Annotated in this window: 14 protein-coding genes; 9 read left to right on the top strand and 5 right to left on the bottom strand. The window is 66.0% G+C overall.

Annotation, left to right across the window (positions count from 1 at the left end):
* Positions 1-3 precede the first annotated feature (3 nt).
* Both ACFQPB_RS14840 and ACFQPB_RS14835 read right to left on the bottom strand, forming a co-directional pair.
* Positions 4-2,037, bottom strand: coding sequence for a M3 family metallopeptidase (locus ACFQPB_RS14840; RefSeq protein WP_382224784.1), 2,034 nt, complete (start codon positions 2,035-2,037; stop codon positions 4-6).
* A gap of 69 nt (positions 2,038-2,106) precedes the next feature.
* Entirely contained in the window at positions 2,107-2,577 is a 471-nt protein-coding gene (locus tag ACFQPB_RS14835; RefSeq protein WP_382201487.1) for a YhbY family RNA-binding protein, read from the bottom strand.
* A gap of 15 nt (positions 2,578-2,592) precedes the next feature.
* Between ACFQPB_RS14835 and ACFQPB_RS14830 the strand changes: the two genes are divergently transcribed.
* The 5 genes from ACFQPB_RS14830 (at position 2,593) to ACFQPB_RS14810 (ending at position 8,043) form a co-directional block, all read left to right on the top strand.
* Positions 2,593-3,246, top strand: coding sequence for an RlmE family RNA methyltransferase (locus ACFQPB_RS14830; protein ID WP_382201489.1), 654 nt, complete (start codon positions 2,593-2,595; stop codon positions 3,244-3,246).
* Positions 3,247-3,364: 118 nt separating this feature from the next.
* Positions 3,365-5,281: an ATP-dependent zinc metalloprotease FtsH gene (gene ftsH / locus ACFQPB_RS14825; RefSeq protein WP_382224781.1), complete on the top strand. Its 1,917-nt coding sequence runs from the start codon at positions 3,365-3,367 to the stop codon at positions 5,279-5,281.
* Positions 5,282-5,389: 108 nt separating this feature from the next.
* Entirely contained in the window at positions 5,390-6,217 is an 828-nt protein-coding gene (gene folP / locus ACFQPB_RS14820) for a dihydropteroate synthase (protein ID WP_382224778.1), read from the top strand.
* Positions 6,218-6,226: 9 nt separating this feature from the next.
* Positions 6,227-7,558, top strand: a complete 1,332-nt coding sequence (gene glmM / locus ACFQPB_RS14815; protein ID WP_382224775.1) for a phosphoglucosamine mutase — start codon at positions 6,227-6,229, stop codon at positions 7,556-7,558.
* The gene (locus ACFQPB_RS14810; RefSeq protein ID WP_382201497.1) at positions 7,555-8,043 is read left to right on the top strand and encodes a GNAT family N-acetyltransferase; all 489 of its coding nucleotides are present in this window, start codon (positions 7,555-7,557) and stop codon (positions 8,041-8,043) included. Before glmM ends, ACFQPB_RS14810 begins: the two co-directional genes overlap by 4 nt.
* A gap of 105 nt (positions 8,044-8,148) precedes the next feature.
* Here the strand turns inward: ACFQPB_RS14810 and ACFQPB_RS14805 are convergent, their stop codons facing one another.
* From ACFQPB_RS14805 to ACFQPB_RS14795, 3 genes are read right to left on the bottom strand one after another with little or no spacing between them, the layout of a single operon-like run.
* Complete coding sequence (locus ACFQPB_RS14805) at positions 8,149-9,363, bottom strand: exo-beta-N-acetylmuramidase NamZ family protein (RefSeq protein ID WP_382224772.1); 1,215 nt, start codon at positions 9,361-9,363, stop codon at positions 8,149-8,151.
* Complete coding sequence (locus ACFQPB_RS14800) at positions 9,360-9,941, bottom strand: DOMON-like domain-containing protein (protein WP_382224769.1); 582 nt, start codon at positions 9,939-9,941, stop codon at positions 9,360-9,362. The genes ACFQPB_RS14805 and ACFQPB_RS14800 overlap by 4 nt, the downstream gene beginning before the upstream one ends.
* A 14-nt stretch (positions 9,942-9,955) precedes the next feature.
* The gene (locus tag ACFQPB_RS14795) at positions 9,956-11,233 is read right to left on the bottom strand and encodes a hypothetical protein (protein ID WP_382224766.1); all 1,278 of its coding nucleotides are present in this window, start codon (positions 11,231-11,233) and stop codon (positions 9,956-9,958) included.
* Positions 11,234-11,301: 68 nt separating this feature from the next.
* On the opposite strand from ACFQPB_RS14795, the gene ACFQPB_RS14790 reads away from it, so the two are divergent.
* The 4 genes from ACFQPB_RS14790 (at position 11,302) to ppk1 (ending at position 16,830) form a co-directional block, all read left to right on the top strand.
* Positions 11,302-12,786 carry a CYTH and CHAD domain-containing protein gene (locus tag ACFQPB_RS14790; protein WP_382224763.1) on the top strand — a complete coding sequence of 495 codons (1,485 nt, stop codon included), beginning with the start codon at positions 11,302-11,304 and terminating at the stop codon, positions 12,784-12,786.
* A gap of 86 nt (positions 12,787-12,872) precedes the next feature.
* On the top strand, positions 12,873-13,721 hold the full coding sequence (locus tag ACFQPB_RS14785; protein WP_382224761.1) for a GNAT family N-acetyltransferase: 849 nt from the start codon (positions 12,873-12,875) through the stop codon (positions 13,719-13,721).
* Entirely contained in the window at positions 13,721-14,635 is a 915-nt protein-coding gene (locus ACFQPB_RS14780) for a UDP-2,3-diacylglucosamine diphosphatase (RefSeq protein ID WP_382224759.1), read from the top strand. Before ACFQPB_RS14785 ends, ACFQPB_RS14780 begins: the two co-directional genes overlap by 1 nt.
* A gap of 107 nt (positions 14,636-14,742) precedes the next feature.
* Entirely contained in the window at positions 14,743-16,830 is a 2,088-nt protein-coding gene (ppk1, locus tag ACFQPB_RS14775; RefSeq protein WP_382224756.1) for a polyphosphate kinase 1, read from the top strand.
* Positions 16,831-16,832 lie beyond the last annotated feature (2 nt).

Raw genomic sequence — 16,832 nt, 5'->3', positions numbered from 1 at the left:
ATGTCAGGCCGCCATGCCCTGGTGGCGCAGCAGCGCGTCGATCTGTGGCTCACGCCCCCGGAAAGCTTTGAACGATTCCACCGCCGGACGGCTGCCACCGGCCTCCAGTATGGCCTCCAGGTAGCGCCGACCCATGGCCGGGTCCAGTGGGTTGCCCGCTTCTTCGAAGGCGGCGTAGGCGTCGGCGCTCAGCACCTCGGCCCATTTGTAACTGTAGTAGCCGGCCGCATAGCCACCGGCAAAAATGTGGCTGAAAGTGTGGGGCATGCGGTGGTAGGCCGGTGGCTGCAGCAGCGATACCTCGTTGCGCACTTGGCGCAGCAGGGCCATCACGTCGTTGCCGGGCATCTGGCCCTGGTGCAGCAACATGTCGAACAGTGAGAATTCGATCTGGCGCAGGGTTTGCAGGCCGCTCTGGAAGTTTTTGGCCGCCAGCATCTTCTCAAACAGCGCACGGGGCAGGGGCTCGCCGGTGTCCACATGGGCGGTCATGTATTTGAGCACCTCCCATTCCCAGCAGAAGTTTTCCATGAACTGGCTGGGCAGTTCCACCGCATCCCACTCCACGCCGCTGATGCCGGACACGTCGCGCTCGTTCACTTGGGTGAGCAGGTGGTGCAGGCCGTGGCCGAACTCGTGAAACAGCGTGATGACGTCGTCGTGGGTCAGCAGCGGTGGCTGGCCGTTCACACCTTCGGCAAAGTTGCACACCAGGTGGGCCACGGGCGTTTGCAGGGCGCCGGTGTCGGGGCGCAGCCAGCGGGTGCGCACGTCGTCCATCCAGGCGCCGCCGCGTTTGCCGGTGCGGGCACCCAGGTCAAGGTAGAACTGACCCACCAGTTGGCCACCGCGTTCGAGGCGAAAGAATTCGACCTTGGGGTGCCACACCGGCGCGCTGTCGGCGCGTATGGCCACGTCGAACAGGGTTTCGATGATCTTGAACAGGCCAGCAAGCACCTTGGGTGCGGTGAAGTAGGGCTTGACTTCCTGCTCGCTGAAGGCGTAGCGGGCTTCCTTGAGCTTTTCGGCGATGTAAGGCCAGTCCCAGGCCTGCGGATCGCTCAGGCCCAGCTCGCTGGCGGCGAAGGCGCGCATGTCGGCCAGGTCTTGTTCGGCATAAGGGCGGGCACGGGCGGCCAGGTCGCGCAGGAAGGCGATGACCTGTGCCGGCGAGTCGGCCATCTTGGGCACCAGCGACAAGGTGGCGAAGTCGGGTTTGTCGAGCAGGCGGGCTTCTTCCTGGCGCAGAGCCAGGAGCTCCTGCATCAACGGCGTGTTGTCATACTTCACCGCATCGCCGTCGGCCTGATCGCTGGCGCGGGTGACGTAGGCGCGGTAGAGGCGCTCGCGCAGCGCGCTGCTGTGGGCGAATTGCAGCACCGGCAGGTAGCAGGGCAGCTTGAGGGTGAGTTTGTGGCCGGTTTTGCCCTCTGCCTCGGCGGCGGCTCGGGTGGCGGCTTTCACGTCATCGGGCACACCATCGAGTTCGTCGGACTGCGCGTAGTAGGCAAAAGCGTCGGTGGCGTCCAGCGCGTTTTCGCTGTATTTCTGACCCAGCTCGGCTTGCCGCTCCTGGATGGCCGCGAAGCGGGCCTTGGCTTCGCCTTGCAGCTCGGCACCGCCCAGCACAAAACCGCGCATGGCGTTTTTGTGGGCCTGGCGCTGCTCGGGCGTGAGCTGGGACGGATCCATCTGTTTGTACTTGGCGTAGAGACGCTCGTCGGCGCCCAGACGGGTCCAGAACTCGGTGACCGCGGGCAGGGCCGCGTTGTAGGCGGCGCGCAGCTCGGGCGTGTCGGCCACGCTGTTGAGGTGGCTGACCGTGCCCCAGGCGCTGCCCAGGCGCTCCGTGGCCACATCCAACACCTTGGCCATGGCCGACCACTGGGCGGGGAATTCGGCCGCCGTGGCGGCCTCCAGCGCGGTGTTGGCCTCGGCGAGCAGCGCTTCAATGGCGGGCGCCACGTGTTCGGGGCGGACGGCATCGAACAGGGGCAGGTTGGAAAAATCGAGCAGGGGGTTGGCGGACGTGGTCATGCGCAAAGCGTGTGGGGCAAAAGCCGAAATTTCAAGCCGGGTGGAGCCTGGCTGGGTGTTCAGCGGCGGTCAGGGCTGCGATTTTTTCAAACTTTTTTGCTTGGGCTGGATGCGCTTGATGTTGCCGCCAGCGGTCAGGCGCTCATTGCCCAGCACGCGCACCGTTTTCACCTCGGGGCGCTGGCCGCCTTTTTTGCTGTACTTCAGCACCTTCACGTCGCGCGGCGCCGGCATGCGCTCGGTATCAAACGCTTTTTCCTTCTCGGGCAAAGGGCGCCACAACACGAGCAGCTTGCCGATGTGCTGGATGGGGGCTGCGTCCAGGGCGTCGGCCAGGGTGGTGAACATGGCTTCGCGGGCAGCGCGGTCGTCGTTGAAGACGCGCACCTTGATGAGGCCGTGTGCCTTGAGCGCGGCGTCCACTTCCTTCTGGACGGCGGCGGTCAGGCCGTCGCCACCAACCATGACGACGGGGTCGAGGTGGTGGGCTTCTGCCCGGTGGACTTTGCGCTGGGCGGGGGTGAGTTGTATCTGAGGCATGGGACAATTATCCCCGTGAAAGTCAAAACAAACAGCAAGAAGGTCAACAAGGCTTGGCTCAACGACCACGTCAACGATCCCTACGTCAAATTGGCGAAGAAGGACGGCTACCGGGCGCGGGCGGCTTACAAGCTCATGGAGATCGATGAATCGCTGCACCTGATCCGCCCGGGTGACACCGTGGTGGACCTGGGTTCGGCGCCCGGCGCCTGGAGCCAGTACCTGCGGCGGCGGCTGTCACCCCAGGGGGCCGCCGTGGGCGCGCTCAATGGCCGCATCATCGCGCTCGATCTCTTGCCCATGGAGGCCATCGAAGGTGTGCACTTCATCCAGGGTGACTTTCGCGAGGACGGCCCGCTGGCACAACTGACGCAGCTGTTGGGGGACAAGCCGGTGGACCTGGTGGTGTCGGACATGGCGCCCAACCTCTCAGGCATTGCCCAGACGGACGGGGCGCGCATCACCCACCTGATCGAGCTCGCGGTGGACTTTGCCAAGGCCCACCTCAAACGTGATGGCGCGCTGGTGGTGAAACTGTTTCATGGCCCGGGCTACGAAGAATTGGTCAAGCTTTTCAAGGACACCTTCCGCGTCGTCAAACCGGTCAAACCCAAGGCCAGCCGCGACAAATCGTCGGAAACCTTTCTGGTGGGCTTGGGTCTGAAATAAAAGTTATGGCGGTGATAGCCCGCCCCCAGTCGGGTATTTCGCCGGGCCGCCCCTTGAAAAGCCTAAAATCACCTCATCTGTCAAGTGTCTTGGCACGTTTTCGCCTCAGGAGCCTTTCTTGAACAACCCCTGGTTCTCCAAAATCGCCGTGTGGATGGTCATCGCCATGGTGCTCTTCACGGTCTTCAAGCAGTTCGACGGCCGCGCCACGGCCGGCGCGGGCTACATGGGGTATTCCGAATTCCTCGATGAGGTCAAAGCCCAGCGCATCAAAAGCGCCACCATCCAGGAAGGGCAGGGCGGCACCGAAATTGTGGCCGTCACCATCGATGACCGCCGTGTGCGCACCACCGCCACCTACCTCGACCGTGGGCTGGTGGGCGACCTGATCGCCAACGACGTCAAGTTCGATGTGCGTCCTCGCGAAGAAGGCTCGCTGCTCATGACCTTGCTGGTCAGCTGGGGCCCCATGCTGCTGTTGATCGGCGTGTGGGTGTACTTCATGCGCCAGATGCAGGGCGGTGGCAAGGGCGGTGCCTTCAGCTTCGGCAAGAGCAAAGCCCGCATGCTCGACGAGAACAACAACACCGTGACCTTTGCCGACGTGGCCGGTTGCGACGAGGCCAAGGAAGAGGTCAAGGAAGTGGTGGACTTCCTGAAAGACCCGCAAAAGTTCCAGAAACTGGGTGGACGTATTCCGCGCGGCCTGCTGCTGGTGGGCCCTCCGGGCACCGGTAAAACGCTGTTGGCCAAGTCGATTGCTGGCGAAGCCAAGGTGCCTTTCTTCAGCATTTCGGGCTCCGACTTCGTGGAAATGTTCGTTGGCGTGGGCGCGGCCCGCGTGCGCGACATGTTCGAAAACGCCAAGAAGAACGCGCCCTGCATCATCTTCATCGATGAAATCGACGCCGTGGGCCGCCAACGTGGCGCTGGCCTGGGCGGCGGCAACGACGAGCGGGAACAGACCTTGAACCAGATGCTGGTCGAGATGGACGGCTTCGAGACCAACCTGGGCGTGATTGTGGTGGCCGCCACCAACCGCCCCGACATTCTGGACGCCGCCTTGCTGCGCCCGGGCCGTTTCGACCGCCAGGTCTACGTGACCCTGCCCGACATCCGTGGTCGCGAACAAATCCTGAACGTGCACATGCGCAAGGTGCCGCTGGGCACAGACGTCAACGCCTCGGTGATCGCCCGTGGCACGCCTGGCATGAGCGGTGCCGACCTCGCCAACCTGTGCAACGAAGCCGCCCTGATGGCCGCGCGCCGCAACGGCCGCACGGTTGAAATGCAGGACTTCGAGAAGGCCAAGGACAAGATCCTCATGGGCCCTGAGCGCAAGAGCATGGTCATGCCCGAGGAAGAGCGCCGCAACACGGCCTACCACGAGGCCGGCCACGCACTCATCGGCAAGCTGTTGCCCAAGTGCGACCCGGTGCACAAGGTCACCATCATCCCGCGTGGTCGTGCCCTGGGCGTGACCATGAGCCTGCCGGCGCAGGACCGGTACAGCTACGACCGCGACTACATGCTCAACCAGATCAGCATGTTGTTCGGTGGCCGCATCGCCGAAGAGGTGTTCATGCACCAGATGACCACCGGCGCCAGCAACGACTTTGAGCGCGCCACCCACATCGCCCGCGACATGGTGATGCGCTACGGCATGACCGATGCGCTGGGCCCCATGGTGTACGCCGAGAACGAGGGCGAGGTCTTCCTGGGCCGCTCGGTCACCAAAACCACCAACATCAGCGAATCGACCATGCAGAAGGTCGATGCCGAGGTGCGCCGCATCATCGACGAGCAGTACAAGCTGGCCCGCGACCTGATCGAGGAACACAGCGACAAAATGCACGCCATGGCCAAGGCCTTGCTGGAGTGGGAAACCATCGACACCGACCAGCTCGACGACATCATGGCCGGCAAGCCGCCACGTGCGCCCAAAGACTGGACGCCACGCAACCCCAGCGTGGGTGGCGGCAACAGTGGCGGCGGCGGCGCCGTGGCGACCGACCCGGCGCCCAACGCCGCATGACCCCATGACCCGCCGCTGCCCGGCGTGGTGACACAATGACCGACCCGCCCGCGCAAGCCGGCGGGTCTTTTCATTGGGTCATTTGTCATTTGTCATTTGTCATTCCTCATGTTCTGGCAAACCTCGCGTTTCAACATCGACCTGTCACAGCCGCAGGTCATGGGCATCGTCAATGTCACGCCCGATTCTTTTTCCGATGGCGGTCGACACGACACCACCGCCACTGCGTTGGCGCACTGCGAGCAGCTGCTCAAAGACGGCGCTCACCTGCTGGACATCGGTGGCGAATCAACCCGGCCCGGCGCACCGCCGGTGGGGCTGGAGGACGAGTTGGCCCGTGTCCTGCCGGTCGTGAAGGGCGCCGTCAAACTGGGTGTGCCCGTGTCGGTCGACACCTACAAACCCGAGGTCATGCGGGCCGTGTTGGATGCCGGCGCCGACATCATCAACGACGTGTGGGCCTTGCGGCGGGGCGATGGCGTCTCAGCCGTGGCGGCCCACCCGCATTGCGGCGTCTGTCTGATGCACATGCACCTGGAGCCCCAGACCATGCAGGTTGCCCCCATGAGCGGTGACGTGGTGGCCCAGGTGCGCCATTTTCTGCGTGAGCGTGTACAGACGCTGCAGGCCGCTGGTGTGGCGCGCGAGCGCATCGCGCTGGACGTGGGCATCGGGTTTGGCAAAACGGTGGCGCAGAACTTCGCGCTGCTGGCGGCCCAGACCGAGCTGCTGGAGGAGGCGATGCCCTGGCTGGTGGGCTGGTCGCGCAAGTCCTCGCTGGGCGCCGTCACGGGGCGCAGCGTGCCCGGCGAACGTGTGGCCGCGAGTGTGGCTGCCGCGCTGCTGGCGGTGGACCGTGGCGCACACATCGTGCGGGTGCACGACGTGCGCGAGACGGTGGACGCGCTCAAGGTGTGGGCGGCCGTGCGAGGATAATTGCGGGATATGACAAGAAGATATTTTGGTACCGACGGGATTCGAGGGACGGTTGGTCAATCCCCCATCACCCCCGACTTTGTGCTCAAGCTCGCCCACGCCGTGGGCCGCGTGCTCAAACGTGGCGAGAGCCGGCCCACCGTGCTGATCGGCAAGGACACCCGCATTTCGGGCTACATGCTCGAATCGGCCATGGAGGCCGGCTTCAACTCGGCCGGTGTGGACGTGCTTCTGCTGGGCCCGGTGCCCACCCCCGCTGTGGCCTACCTCACCCGCGCCCAGCGCGCCAGCCTGGGGGTCGTCATTTCGGCCAGCCACAACCCCTTTGCCGACAACGGCATCAAGTTCTTCAACGCCCAGGGCGCCAAACTGCCCGACGAGTGGGAGCGGGCGGTGGAGGCCGCCTTGGATGAGCCCCCCGTCTGGGCCGAATCCGCTGCTTTGGGCAAGGCGCGCCGTTTGGACGACGCGGCTGGCCGGTACATCGAATTCTGCAAAAGCACCTTCGACAAAGAACTCAGTCTCAAGGGCATGAAGCTGGTGGTGGACGCCGCCCACGGCGCGGCCTACCAGATCGCGCCCAAGGTGTTCCATGAACTGGGTGCCGAGGTGATTGCCATCGGCTGCGCGCCCGATGGCCTGAACATCAACCAAGGTGTCGGCGCCACCCATCCGCAAGCGCTGGTGGACGCGGTCAAGGCCCACGGTGCCGACCTGGGCATTGCCCTCGACGGCGACGCCGACCGTTTGCAGATCGTGGACCCCCAAGGTCGCCTGTTCAACGGCGATGAACTGCTGTACCTGCTGGCCGACGAACGCCTGGGCCGCGACGAGCACGTGCCCGGCGTGGTGGGCACGCTGATGACCAACATGGCCGTGGAGGTGGCGCTCAAGGCCAAGGGCGTGCCCTTGGTGCGCGCCAAGGTGGGTGACCGCTACGTGCTCGAAGAGTTGGTGCAGCGCCGTTGGCTGCTGGGGGGTGAAGGCTCGGGCCACCTGTTGGTGCTCGACCAGCACACCACGGGCGACGGCCTGGTGTCGGCCTTGCAGGTGTTACAGGCCTGTGTGCGCAGCGGCAAGTCGGTGAGCGAGCTGTTGGCGGGCTTGACCCTGTTCCCGCAGACCCTGCTCAATGTCCGCATCGCGCCCGGGTCCGACTGGAAAAACAACGCCCGTCTGGTGGCCACCCAGCGCGAGGTGGAAGCCGAGCTGGGTGACAACGGCCGGGTGCTGATCCGCGCCAGTGGCACGGAGCCGCTGTTGCGCGTGATGGTGGAGGCACGCGACGCCGCCCAGGCCTTGGCGTGTGCGCAGCGTTTGGTGGCGGCGGTGTCGGCATGAGCGCGATCACGGTTCGGCGTGCCGACTACGCCAACGCCTCCGATGCGGCTGCCGTGGTGATGCTGCTGGACGCCTACGCCAGCGACCCCGCAGGCGGTGGCGAGCCACTGAGCGATTTCGCCAAGGCCCATCTGGTGTCCTCGCTGGCCGCGCGCCCGACGGCCTTCAGCATCCTGGCCTTCGATGGCGAGCAGCCCGTGGGCCTGGTCAACTGCATCGAAGGTTTCTCCACCTTTGCCTGCAAGCCCTTGGTCAACGTGCATGATGTGGCGGTGCTGGCCAGCCACCGTGGTCAGCGCATTGGCGAACAGATGCTGGCCCTGGCCGAGCAGATCGCCCGCGAACGTGGCGCTTGCAAGCTCACGCTGGAGGTGTTGTCGGGCAACACCGGGGCCTGCCGGCTTTACGAGCGCATTGGTTTTGAGAACTACCAGCTCGACCCCGCCATGGGCCACGCGCAGTTCATGCAGAAATGGTTGGAATAAGCCACCCCCGCGCCGCCTTCGGCGTCACCCCCTGAAAGGGGGCGATGCCAGCCGTCCGGCAGAGCCGGCCCGGCGGCATCCCCGGTTGAATTCACGTCTTTGCGGTCAGTAGAGCAGGTAAGGGCGCCGCGTCTCGGCCCAGGCCGCCTCGTCGGCCGCCGCCGCTTGCTCCAGCACCTCGGGTGCGGCGGTCACGTTATCCACCCACTCGCGCAGCAGCGGCCCGCCGTTGATGAGGTCGATGGCCAGGCGGTCGTGTTCGTACTCGTAGGCGAAGTCGCGCCAAAGTGGGTAGTCGGGTGCTTGCAGGCGCACTGCGCGGAAGGCCAAGGCTTGTAATCGCCACGGCTGGAAGGTTGTGTGGTGGTAGTGGGTCGGGTCTTCCACGTGGATTTGCACCCCGGCACACAGCGCGCCCTTGTGTTTGTGGAAGGTGGGCTCGAAGAAGCACGGGCGCAGCACGCAGCCGCGCAGCCATTCCGGTGCGAGTGCGCGCATGTCTGCCAGCAGGCGTGGCACGTCCAGGTCGGGCGCGCCGAACAGTTCCAGCGGACGGGTGGTGCCGCGCCCTTCCGACAGCGTGGTGCCTTCTAGCATCACCGTGCCGGCGTAGGCGCGGGCCATGCTGAGGTTGGCGGCGTTGGGACTGGGGTTGACCCAGCTTCTCTCCGTTGGCCACCCAAAGCCAGGCGCGGCATCGGGTGCCCAGCCTTGCATGGCGACCACGCGGTAGTCCACCTTCAAGCCCAGCGTGGCAACGAACCAGTGGCCCAATTCGCCCATGGTCATGCCGTGGCGCATGGGCATGGCGCCGGCGCCCACAAAACTTTCCCAGCCCGCGCGCAGCGTGAGGCCCTCGATGGGGCGACCGGCGGGGTTGGGGCGGTCGAGTACCCAGACCGATTTGCCGTGTGCGGCCGCAGCCTCCAGCACGTAGCGCAGCGTCGTGATGAAGGTGTAGATGCGGCAGCCCAGGTCCTGCAGGTCCACCAGCAGCACGTCAAAGCTGTCCATCATGGCCGGCGTGGGCCGGCGCACCTCGCCGTACAAACTGAACACCGGGATGCCCAGGCGGGGATCGAGGAAGTCGGGCGACTCGACCATGTTGTCCTGCTTGTCGCCGCGCAGGCCGTGCTGCGGGCCGAAGGCGGCTGTCAGCTTGATGTCGGGCAGGGCCGCCAAAGCGTCCAGCGCGTGGGTGAGGTCGCGGGTGACCGAGGCCGGGTGGGCCAGCAGGGCCACGCGCTTGCCCTTCAGAGGCGCGCGCAACGTGGGGTCTTCGATCAGACGCTCTATGCCAAATGTCGTGCCGAATTTCATGCGGTGGCTGTGGGTGGGTTGGGGGCGACGCTGGGCATCTCGCGCCAGCCACCCCGGTGGTGGAAATCGGGCCGGTCCGGGCGCGGGTGTTGTAGCGCCCAATAGCTCCGGTGCCCGTCGCGGGTTTCGATCACGGCGCTGAGGCCCAGGCACAGGCTGGATGCCGGGGGCAGGGCGGTCGCGGGCAGTTCGGCCCAGAGGTCAAACTGTTCCGACGTGTGTTCCATCCTAAGGGTCGGCTGGATGGGGCGGCGCGCTTCGGTGTCGGTATCGCGCTGGCGTTCGGCACTGAAGCAGTAGGCGGCCCACTGCCCCGAGGGCGAAAAATTGAACTCCCGGTAGTGCGCGGCCCACACGGGCGAGACAAAAGCTTCCATGCACGTGTGCTGCCACAAACCGTCGGCGGCGCCCGGTGTGGCCGCTGGGGGCAGTTGGATGTCCGCCACTTGGCCGGACACCCGGTAGCGCAACAGCATGCCGCTGGCCTGCCAGTGCAGCGTGGCCGACACCTGGAGCGCCAGCGGGCAGGGGGTGGCCGGGTGGCACAGCAGGTTCAAAGCGGGCAGAGCAGAGGTCACGACAAAGGATTCTCTCAGGCCGGCAACACGGCCACGGGCGAAAAACCGCCGCTCGGGGTGCGGAAGTTGGTGGTCTGGCCCGCGTACAGGCGCGCGGCCAGCAACTGGATCTGGCCCTGGTAGGTGTAGGCGCGCAAATCCATCTTGAGGTGTTTCTCCTCACCGTCCACGGTCACCAGCCGTTCGCTGGGGGGCACCAGGGCCTGGGCCACATAGCTGCCGTTGGCCAGGATCTCGTCCCACACCCGGCGGGTGAGTTTGTCACCCCGGTACGCCGCTTTGCCGCCGTAGCCGGAGCCAGGCTTGAAGAACAGTTGCCGGCGCCGCGTCCACAAGGCCTCGGCCTGGTCCGCGGTCACCGTTTCGGTGAGGGGCACCACCTGTTGCAACAAGGCGCGGTCGGCTTCGTTCGCGCCCCACTGGGCCAGGCGGTCGGGGTCGCTCAAGGCGATGAGGTTGCGTTTGTGCGCCAGCAGTGCGTGGGCACGCGGGTGCGGTGTCAGCACCACCGCACCGGCCTCGTAGGCCTGGCGCAGCGCCGCGTGGCCAGGCTCGCTGAGATCGAAATCGGTGAGCCGGTTGTAGACCAGGTCCACCGGGTGGTCGGCTGGCAGCGCCGGGTGCCAGAGTGCACCATCGCGCCAGACCAGCTCGCCCGGGTCGGCCACCTCGGCCAGCAGGCCTTGTGCGCGGAACCAGGCACGCGCCATGGCGAATTCGGGCGCCAGGTACTGGGCTTGCGGGGCGTCGTCCACGATGAGCACCGTGCGCCAGGTCGCGTCGCCTCGCTGCAAGCGCCATTCGGCGCGGAACATGCCGGAAAAGCTGGCGTCCAGATCGGGCGCCTGTGGGCCGAGTTTCAGCGCTTCGTCCATGGCCGCACAGCAGCTTCGGTGGGCACGGGCCAGGGCGGCATTGAGAAAGGCGCCGCCCGCGTTGGTGTTGATCTCGATGAGGCGGGGGCCGTGCTCGCCGAGGTGGAAGTCGTATCCCATGAACACGCCCAAGGGGCCCAGGTTGTGCTGCGCGATGGCTGGTGCGTGTGCCAGCGCCTCGGCCTGGTAGCCAGGCAAGGCCGCCACCCGTTCGATGGCGGCCACGGCACGTGCCAACGTGTCGCAGGTGCCGGCGTCGATGAAAACCGTGGTGTTGGCAAACAGGTGGGGGTGGCTGTCCTGCAGGCCCGCCCCCAGGCCCGACAGGCCCGGGTTGCGTTCAAGCTCCCGACGCAACCGCATCGCGTCCAGTGTTTTGCAGGCGCAGCCCAGGTTGAGGGAGTCGGACAGATTCATGCGTCGGAACTATAACGAAGCGCATCGCGTCATTCGGCGTGTCACCGAATGGTGCTTCAATGCGGGCCATGTCTGAAACCGAACTCAAGCTGTTGCTGCCCGGCGCCGACGCTGCGCGCATCGCCGAGCTGCTCGCGCGCCATCCCGCCTTGCGCCTCCGGCCCCGGCAGGTGCAGCAACTGCACAACGTGTACTACGACACGCCCGACCAGGCCTTGCGGCGGCAGAAGGTGGCCTTGCGGGTGCGCCGCCAGACCACCGGCGAGCCGCCCAGCGAGTTGTGGATTCTCACCCTCAAGACCGCCGGCACCTCCGTGGGCGGCCTGAGCCAGCGCGGCGAGTGGGAGGCCACGTTGCGCAGCGCCACACCGCGTCTGTCGGCGCTGCAAGGCACGCCTTGGTCCACGCTGGACCCCGACGGCACGCTGTGGCCGCAGCTGGCCCCTGCTTTTGTGACATCGTGCACCCGCACGCTGTGGTGGCTGCGCTCGCGCGGTGGCAGTGTGATCGAGGTGGCCTTGGACGTGGGCGAGATCGTGGCCGGCGGACGGAGCGCGCCCATTTGTGAGCTGGAGCTGGAACTCCAATCCGGCCCGCCCGAGGCCTTGCACGCGCTGGCCCACCGGCTCGCCGCAGCGGTGGCGGTGTTGCCCGGTCAGGCCAGCAAGGCCGAGCGTGGCTACGCGTTGGCCCGCGATGAGGCCGCGTTGCCCACCCGCGCGCGTACGGCGGCGTTGTCGGGACAGATGCGCTTGCCGGCGGTCCTGACGGGCGTGCTTGCTGAGATGTGGGACCAGACCCTGCGCAACGCCGCCTTGTTGACGCACAGCGATGAACCCGAGCCGTTGCACCAGGCGCGGGTGGGTTGGCGGCGGCTGCGCAGCACCACACGCTTGCTCAGGCCGCTGTTGGGCGCGGCGCCTGCCACGCCAGCGTTGCGCGCCTTCTGGCAGGCCACCGGCCCGGTGCGCGAGCTTGATGTGATGCTCACCGACACCTTGCCCGCTGTGGCCCAGGCCTACGTGGATGGCGACCCACAACGCCAGGCCGAATGGGACACCGTGCTGAAGGCGGTGCGTGCGGCCCGCGCACAGGCGGCCGCCACGATGCGTTTGCGTTTGGCCGATCCGGCCACCGGCCAGGGCTGGTTGGTGTGGGGCGAATGGCTGGCCGCTGTGGCCCAGTTGCACGCACATGCTGAGGGCCAGGTCACCAAGGCCACCGATGCCAACCACTGGCCCGCGTGGGTGGCCCAGCGCCTGCGCCGGCAACACAAGCGCCTGACGCAGTTGGGCAAGACGGCCCACAGCGATGCCGAACGACACGCCCTGCGCCTGCGCGCCAAGCGCTTGCGTTACGGCGCCGAGGCGTTTGCCAGCCTTTTGCCCAAGCGGCGAGCGCTTCGCTGGCAGCAGGACGCCGGTAGGGCCCAGCTGGACGAAGGCCGCCTGCGCGATCTGCGCCAGTGTGTGCTGTGGCTGAGTCAGCTTGCGGTGCCGGCGGGGCCGCAGGCCTTCATGCGCGGCGTGTGCGCGGGGCTGCTGTCACGCTGATGTCATGCAATTGCCATGGGTGGGTCATGGCGGCTTTGAAGAATGTGTGAAGACCAAAGACAACACACATCGACCAGGAGCCTGCGATGAAAGAGCTGCCCACCCCCACCATGGATTTTTCACCCCTGCAACTGCCACGGGGGTCACTTCATCCGTTTCAAGCGCTGGTCCCCGGGGCTCAGCCCGTCCGTGCCGCCGCAGGGATTGAGGTCTCGTGGGCGCGCCATTTGGATGAAGTTCGTGCAGCGCAGCGCCTGAGGCACAGCGTTTTTGCCGACGAGATGGGCGCCCGCCTGCCCAAGACCGTGCCTGGCCACGATGTGGACCTGTTTGACGACTACTGCGAACACCTGTTGGTGCGCGAAACCACCCACGGTCAGGTCGTGGGCACCTACCGCGTGCTCACCCCGGCCCAGGCCCAGCGCGTGGGCAGCACCTACAGCGACACCGAGTTCGATCTCACCCGCCTGCGCGCGCTGCGCGAGCGCATGGTGGAGCTGGGCCGCAGTTGTGTGCACAAGGACCACCGCCATGGCGGCGTCATCATGGCCTTGTGGGGCGCGCTGGCCGAGTTCATGGTGCGCAACCAGCTTGACACCATGATCGGCTGCGCCAGCATCCCCATGCAGCACGAGGGCCCCCACGGCATGGTGGGCGGCGGCCACGCGGCGGCCAGCATCTGGCGCCAGTTGCGCAGCACCCACCTGGCGTCCATCGAATACCACGTGCGCCCGCGCCTGCCGCTGCCGGTGGAACAGCTCGATGACACACTGGATGTGGAGCCGCCGGCCCTGATCAAGGGCTACCTGCGCCTGGGCGCCAAGGTGCTGGGTGCCCCGGCGTGGGACCCCGACTTCAACGCCGCCGACCTGCCCATGATGATGCGTATCCAGGATTTGCCGGCCCGCTACCGCAAGCACTTTCTGGGCGTCTGATGCGTGTCGGCCCACACGCCTTCGAGGCCATGGCGCGCACCTGGGCAGATACCGGCCGTGGGGGCGCCAAAGCGGCTTCGCCCCGCAGCCCCGGAGTGGCCCAGGGGGAAGATGCGGCAGAGGGCGAGGAACCGACCCAGCCACTCCTGCGCGCGGTGTTCATTTCCGACCTGCACCTGGGCACGCCGGGCTGCCAGGCCGGGCCGTTGCTGGAGTTCCTGAAGCACCACCCGAGCGAAACCCTGTATCTGGTTGGCGACATCATTGACGGCTGGCAGTTGCGTCGCCGCTGGTACTGGCCCCAGAGCCACAACGACGTGGTGCAAAAGCTGCTCAAACGCGCCCGCAAGGGTTGTCGCGTGGTGTTTGTGCCGGGCAACCACGACGAATTTGCCCGCCACTTCACCGGCCACCACTTTGGCGGCGTGGAAGTGGTGCAGGAGGCGGTGCACACCACCGCCGATGGCAAGCGCTTGTGGGTGGTGCACGGCGACCATTTCGACGGCGTCATCCAGTGCGCCAAATGGCTGGCCTACCTGGGCGACAACCTGTACGAACTCACCTTGCGCCTGAACCGCCACCTCAATTCGCTGCGGGCGCGGCTGGGTTTGCCCTATTGGTCGCTGTCGCAATACCTCAAGCACAAGGTCAAACAGGCGCTCAACTACGTCACACAGTTTGAAAAGGCGGTGGCAGCCGAGGCCCGTCGCCGGGGCCTGGACGGCGTGGTGTGTGGCCACATCCACCGGCCCGAAATGCGCCACATCGACGGCACGCTGTACTGCAACGACGGCGACTGGGTGGAAAGCCTGAGCGCGCTGGTGGAGCATGCGGATGGCCGGCTGGAGCTGCGGTACTGGGCGCCCCAAGGGCTGGCGCCCCGTGTGGCACAGGCCCACGCCGCCGCCACATGACAGTGGGGTATCGGCTGTGTGACGGTTTGTCGTGGCGATGTCACATAAACGTCATGTGACCGTTAAATAATGAAAGCAACACCCGTTGCTCCGGTTCACGCCAGCCCATGACCACCTCCGCCCCGACGTCACACCACAAGATCCCGTTCCTGGACCGCGACCACAGCATTCTGGCGTTCAATCTGCGGGTGCTGGACTGGGCGCGGCGTTCGGAGGTCCCTCTGCTTGAGCGGCTGCGCTACCTGTGCATCGTCTCGTCCAACCTGGATGAGTTTTTCGAAGTGCGGGCCGCCCCCCACCTGAGCGCCTACCAGATCAACGAACAGCGTGGCCCGGCCACCGCCTCGACCTACCTGGCCATCACCGAGCGGGTGAAACAGCTGGTGGCCGAGCAGTACGCCATCTACAACAACGAGGTGCTGCCGCTACTGGAAAAACGCGGCATCAAACTCGTGTCGTACAGCGAACGCAACCCGCGCCAGCGCCGTTGGGTGCGCGATCTGTTTGTGCGCGAGGTCCAGCCCTTGCTGGTGCCGGTGGGGCTGGACCCATCACACCCATTTCCGCAGGTGGCCAACAAGTCGCTCAACTTCATCGTGCGGCTGTCGGGGCGCGATGCGTTTGGCCGCGAGAACGAGATCGCCATCGTCAAGGTGCCGCGTGTGCTGGCGCGGTTCTTTCGGATGCCCAGCGTCAAGGGCTCCAAACAAAGCCACTTTGTTTCGATCTCCAGCGTGGTGCGTGCCCACCTGTCTGATCTGTTTCCGGGCCGTCAAGTCACGGAATTTGCGCAGTTCCGCGTCACCCGCCACTCTGACCTGGCGGTGGACGAGGAAGAGGTGAAAAACCTGCGCACCGCCTTGCGCAAAGGCCTGCAGCAACGCCACTACGGCCAGGCACTGCGCCTGGAGGTGTCGGCAGGTTGCTCAGAGTTTTTGTCGGACTTTTTGTTGCAGCAGTTCGAGCTGCCGCCGCAGGCGCTGTACCGCGTGCATGGCCCCATCAACCTGGTGCGCATGACGCAGCTCATCGACCTGGTGGACGCACCCGCCTTGCGCTTCGAGCGCTACAACCCCGGCTGGCCGGTGCAACTGGTGCCTGGCCAGTCGTTTTTTGACCGATTGCAGCAGGGCGATGTCCTGATTCATCAGCCCTTTGAGAGTTTTGATGCCGTGCTGGCCATGCTGCGTGAGGCGGTGCACGACCCCGATGTGCTGGCCATCAAGCAGACCATTTACCGCACCGGCTCCAACTCCGAGCTGATGGAGCTGCTGCGCGAAGCCGTGCGCCGGGGCAAGGAAGTGACCGCCGTGGTGGAACTCAAGGCCCGCTTCGACGAAGAGGCCAACATCAACTACGCCGAGCGTTTGGAATCGGTGGGCGCGCAGGTGGTGTATGGGGTGGTGGGCCTCAAGACCCACGCGAAGATGATGTTGATCACAAGGCGCGAGGCGGGCGGGCTCAAGCGCTACGCCCACCTGTCCACCGGCAACTACAACCCGGGCACCGCCCGCCTCTACACCGACCTGAGCTACCTCACCGCCGACGAGGCACTGACCCACGATCTGGACCAAGTGTTTTTACACCTCGCCAGCCAGAACCGACTGCCCAAACTGAACAAGGTGCTGATCGCGCCATTTCATTTGCACAAGGCCATGATCGATGCCATCGAATCGGCGGCCCAGCAGGCCGCCAAAGGGGTCCCGGCCCGCATCATCGTCAAGATGAACGCGTTGACCGACGAGCCGCTGGCGCGCGCCTTGACCCACGCTTCGCAGCAGGGCGTGGAGATCGATCTGATTGTGCGCGGCGCTTGCATCCTGCCGGCCCAGCTGCCCGGTGTGAGCGACAGGGTGCGGGTGCGTTCGGTCATTGGGCGTTTTCTGGAGCATTCGCGGGTGTTCTATTTCCGCGTCGGTGACCACGAGGCCCTTTGGCTGTCGAGCGCCGACTGGATGAACCGCAACATGCTGCGCCGGGTGGAGCTGGCCTGGCCGGTGTCCGATCCGGCATTGCGCCAGCGCATCATGGACGAGTGCCTCAGCGCCTACCTGCACGACACCCGCGATGCCTGGTTGCTGCAGCCTGACGGCCAGTATGTGCGCGCGCAGGCGGGCACCACGGCCAAGGGCAGGGCGGCGGCACACCATTCGGCCCAGGTGTCGCTGATGCAACGCTACGGCAGCAAGGGCTGACC

This window comes from Hydrogenophaga atypica, assembly GCF_042665215.1.
In the GTDB taxonomy this organism is placed as follows: Bacteria; Pseudomonadota; Gammaproteobacteria; order Burkholderiales; family Burkholderiaceae_C; genus Hydrogenophaga; species Hydrogenophaga defluvii_A.
The sequence above is the reverse complement of the archived record's forward strand: the minus strand, read 5'-3'. Positions and strand labels throughout refer to the sequence as shown.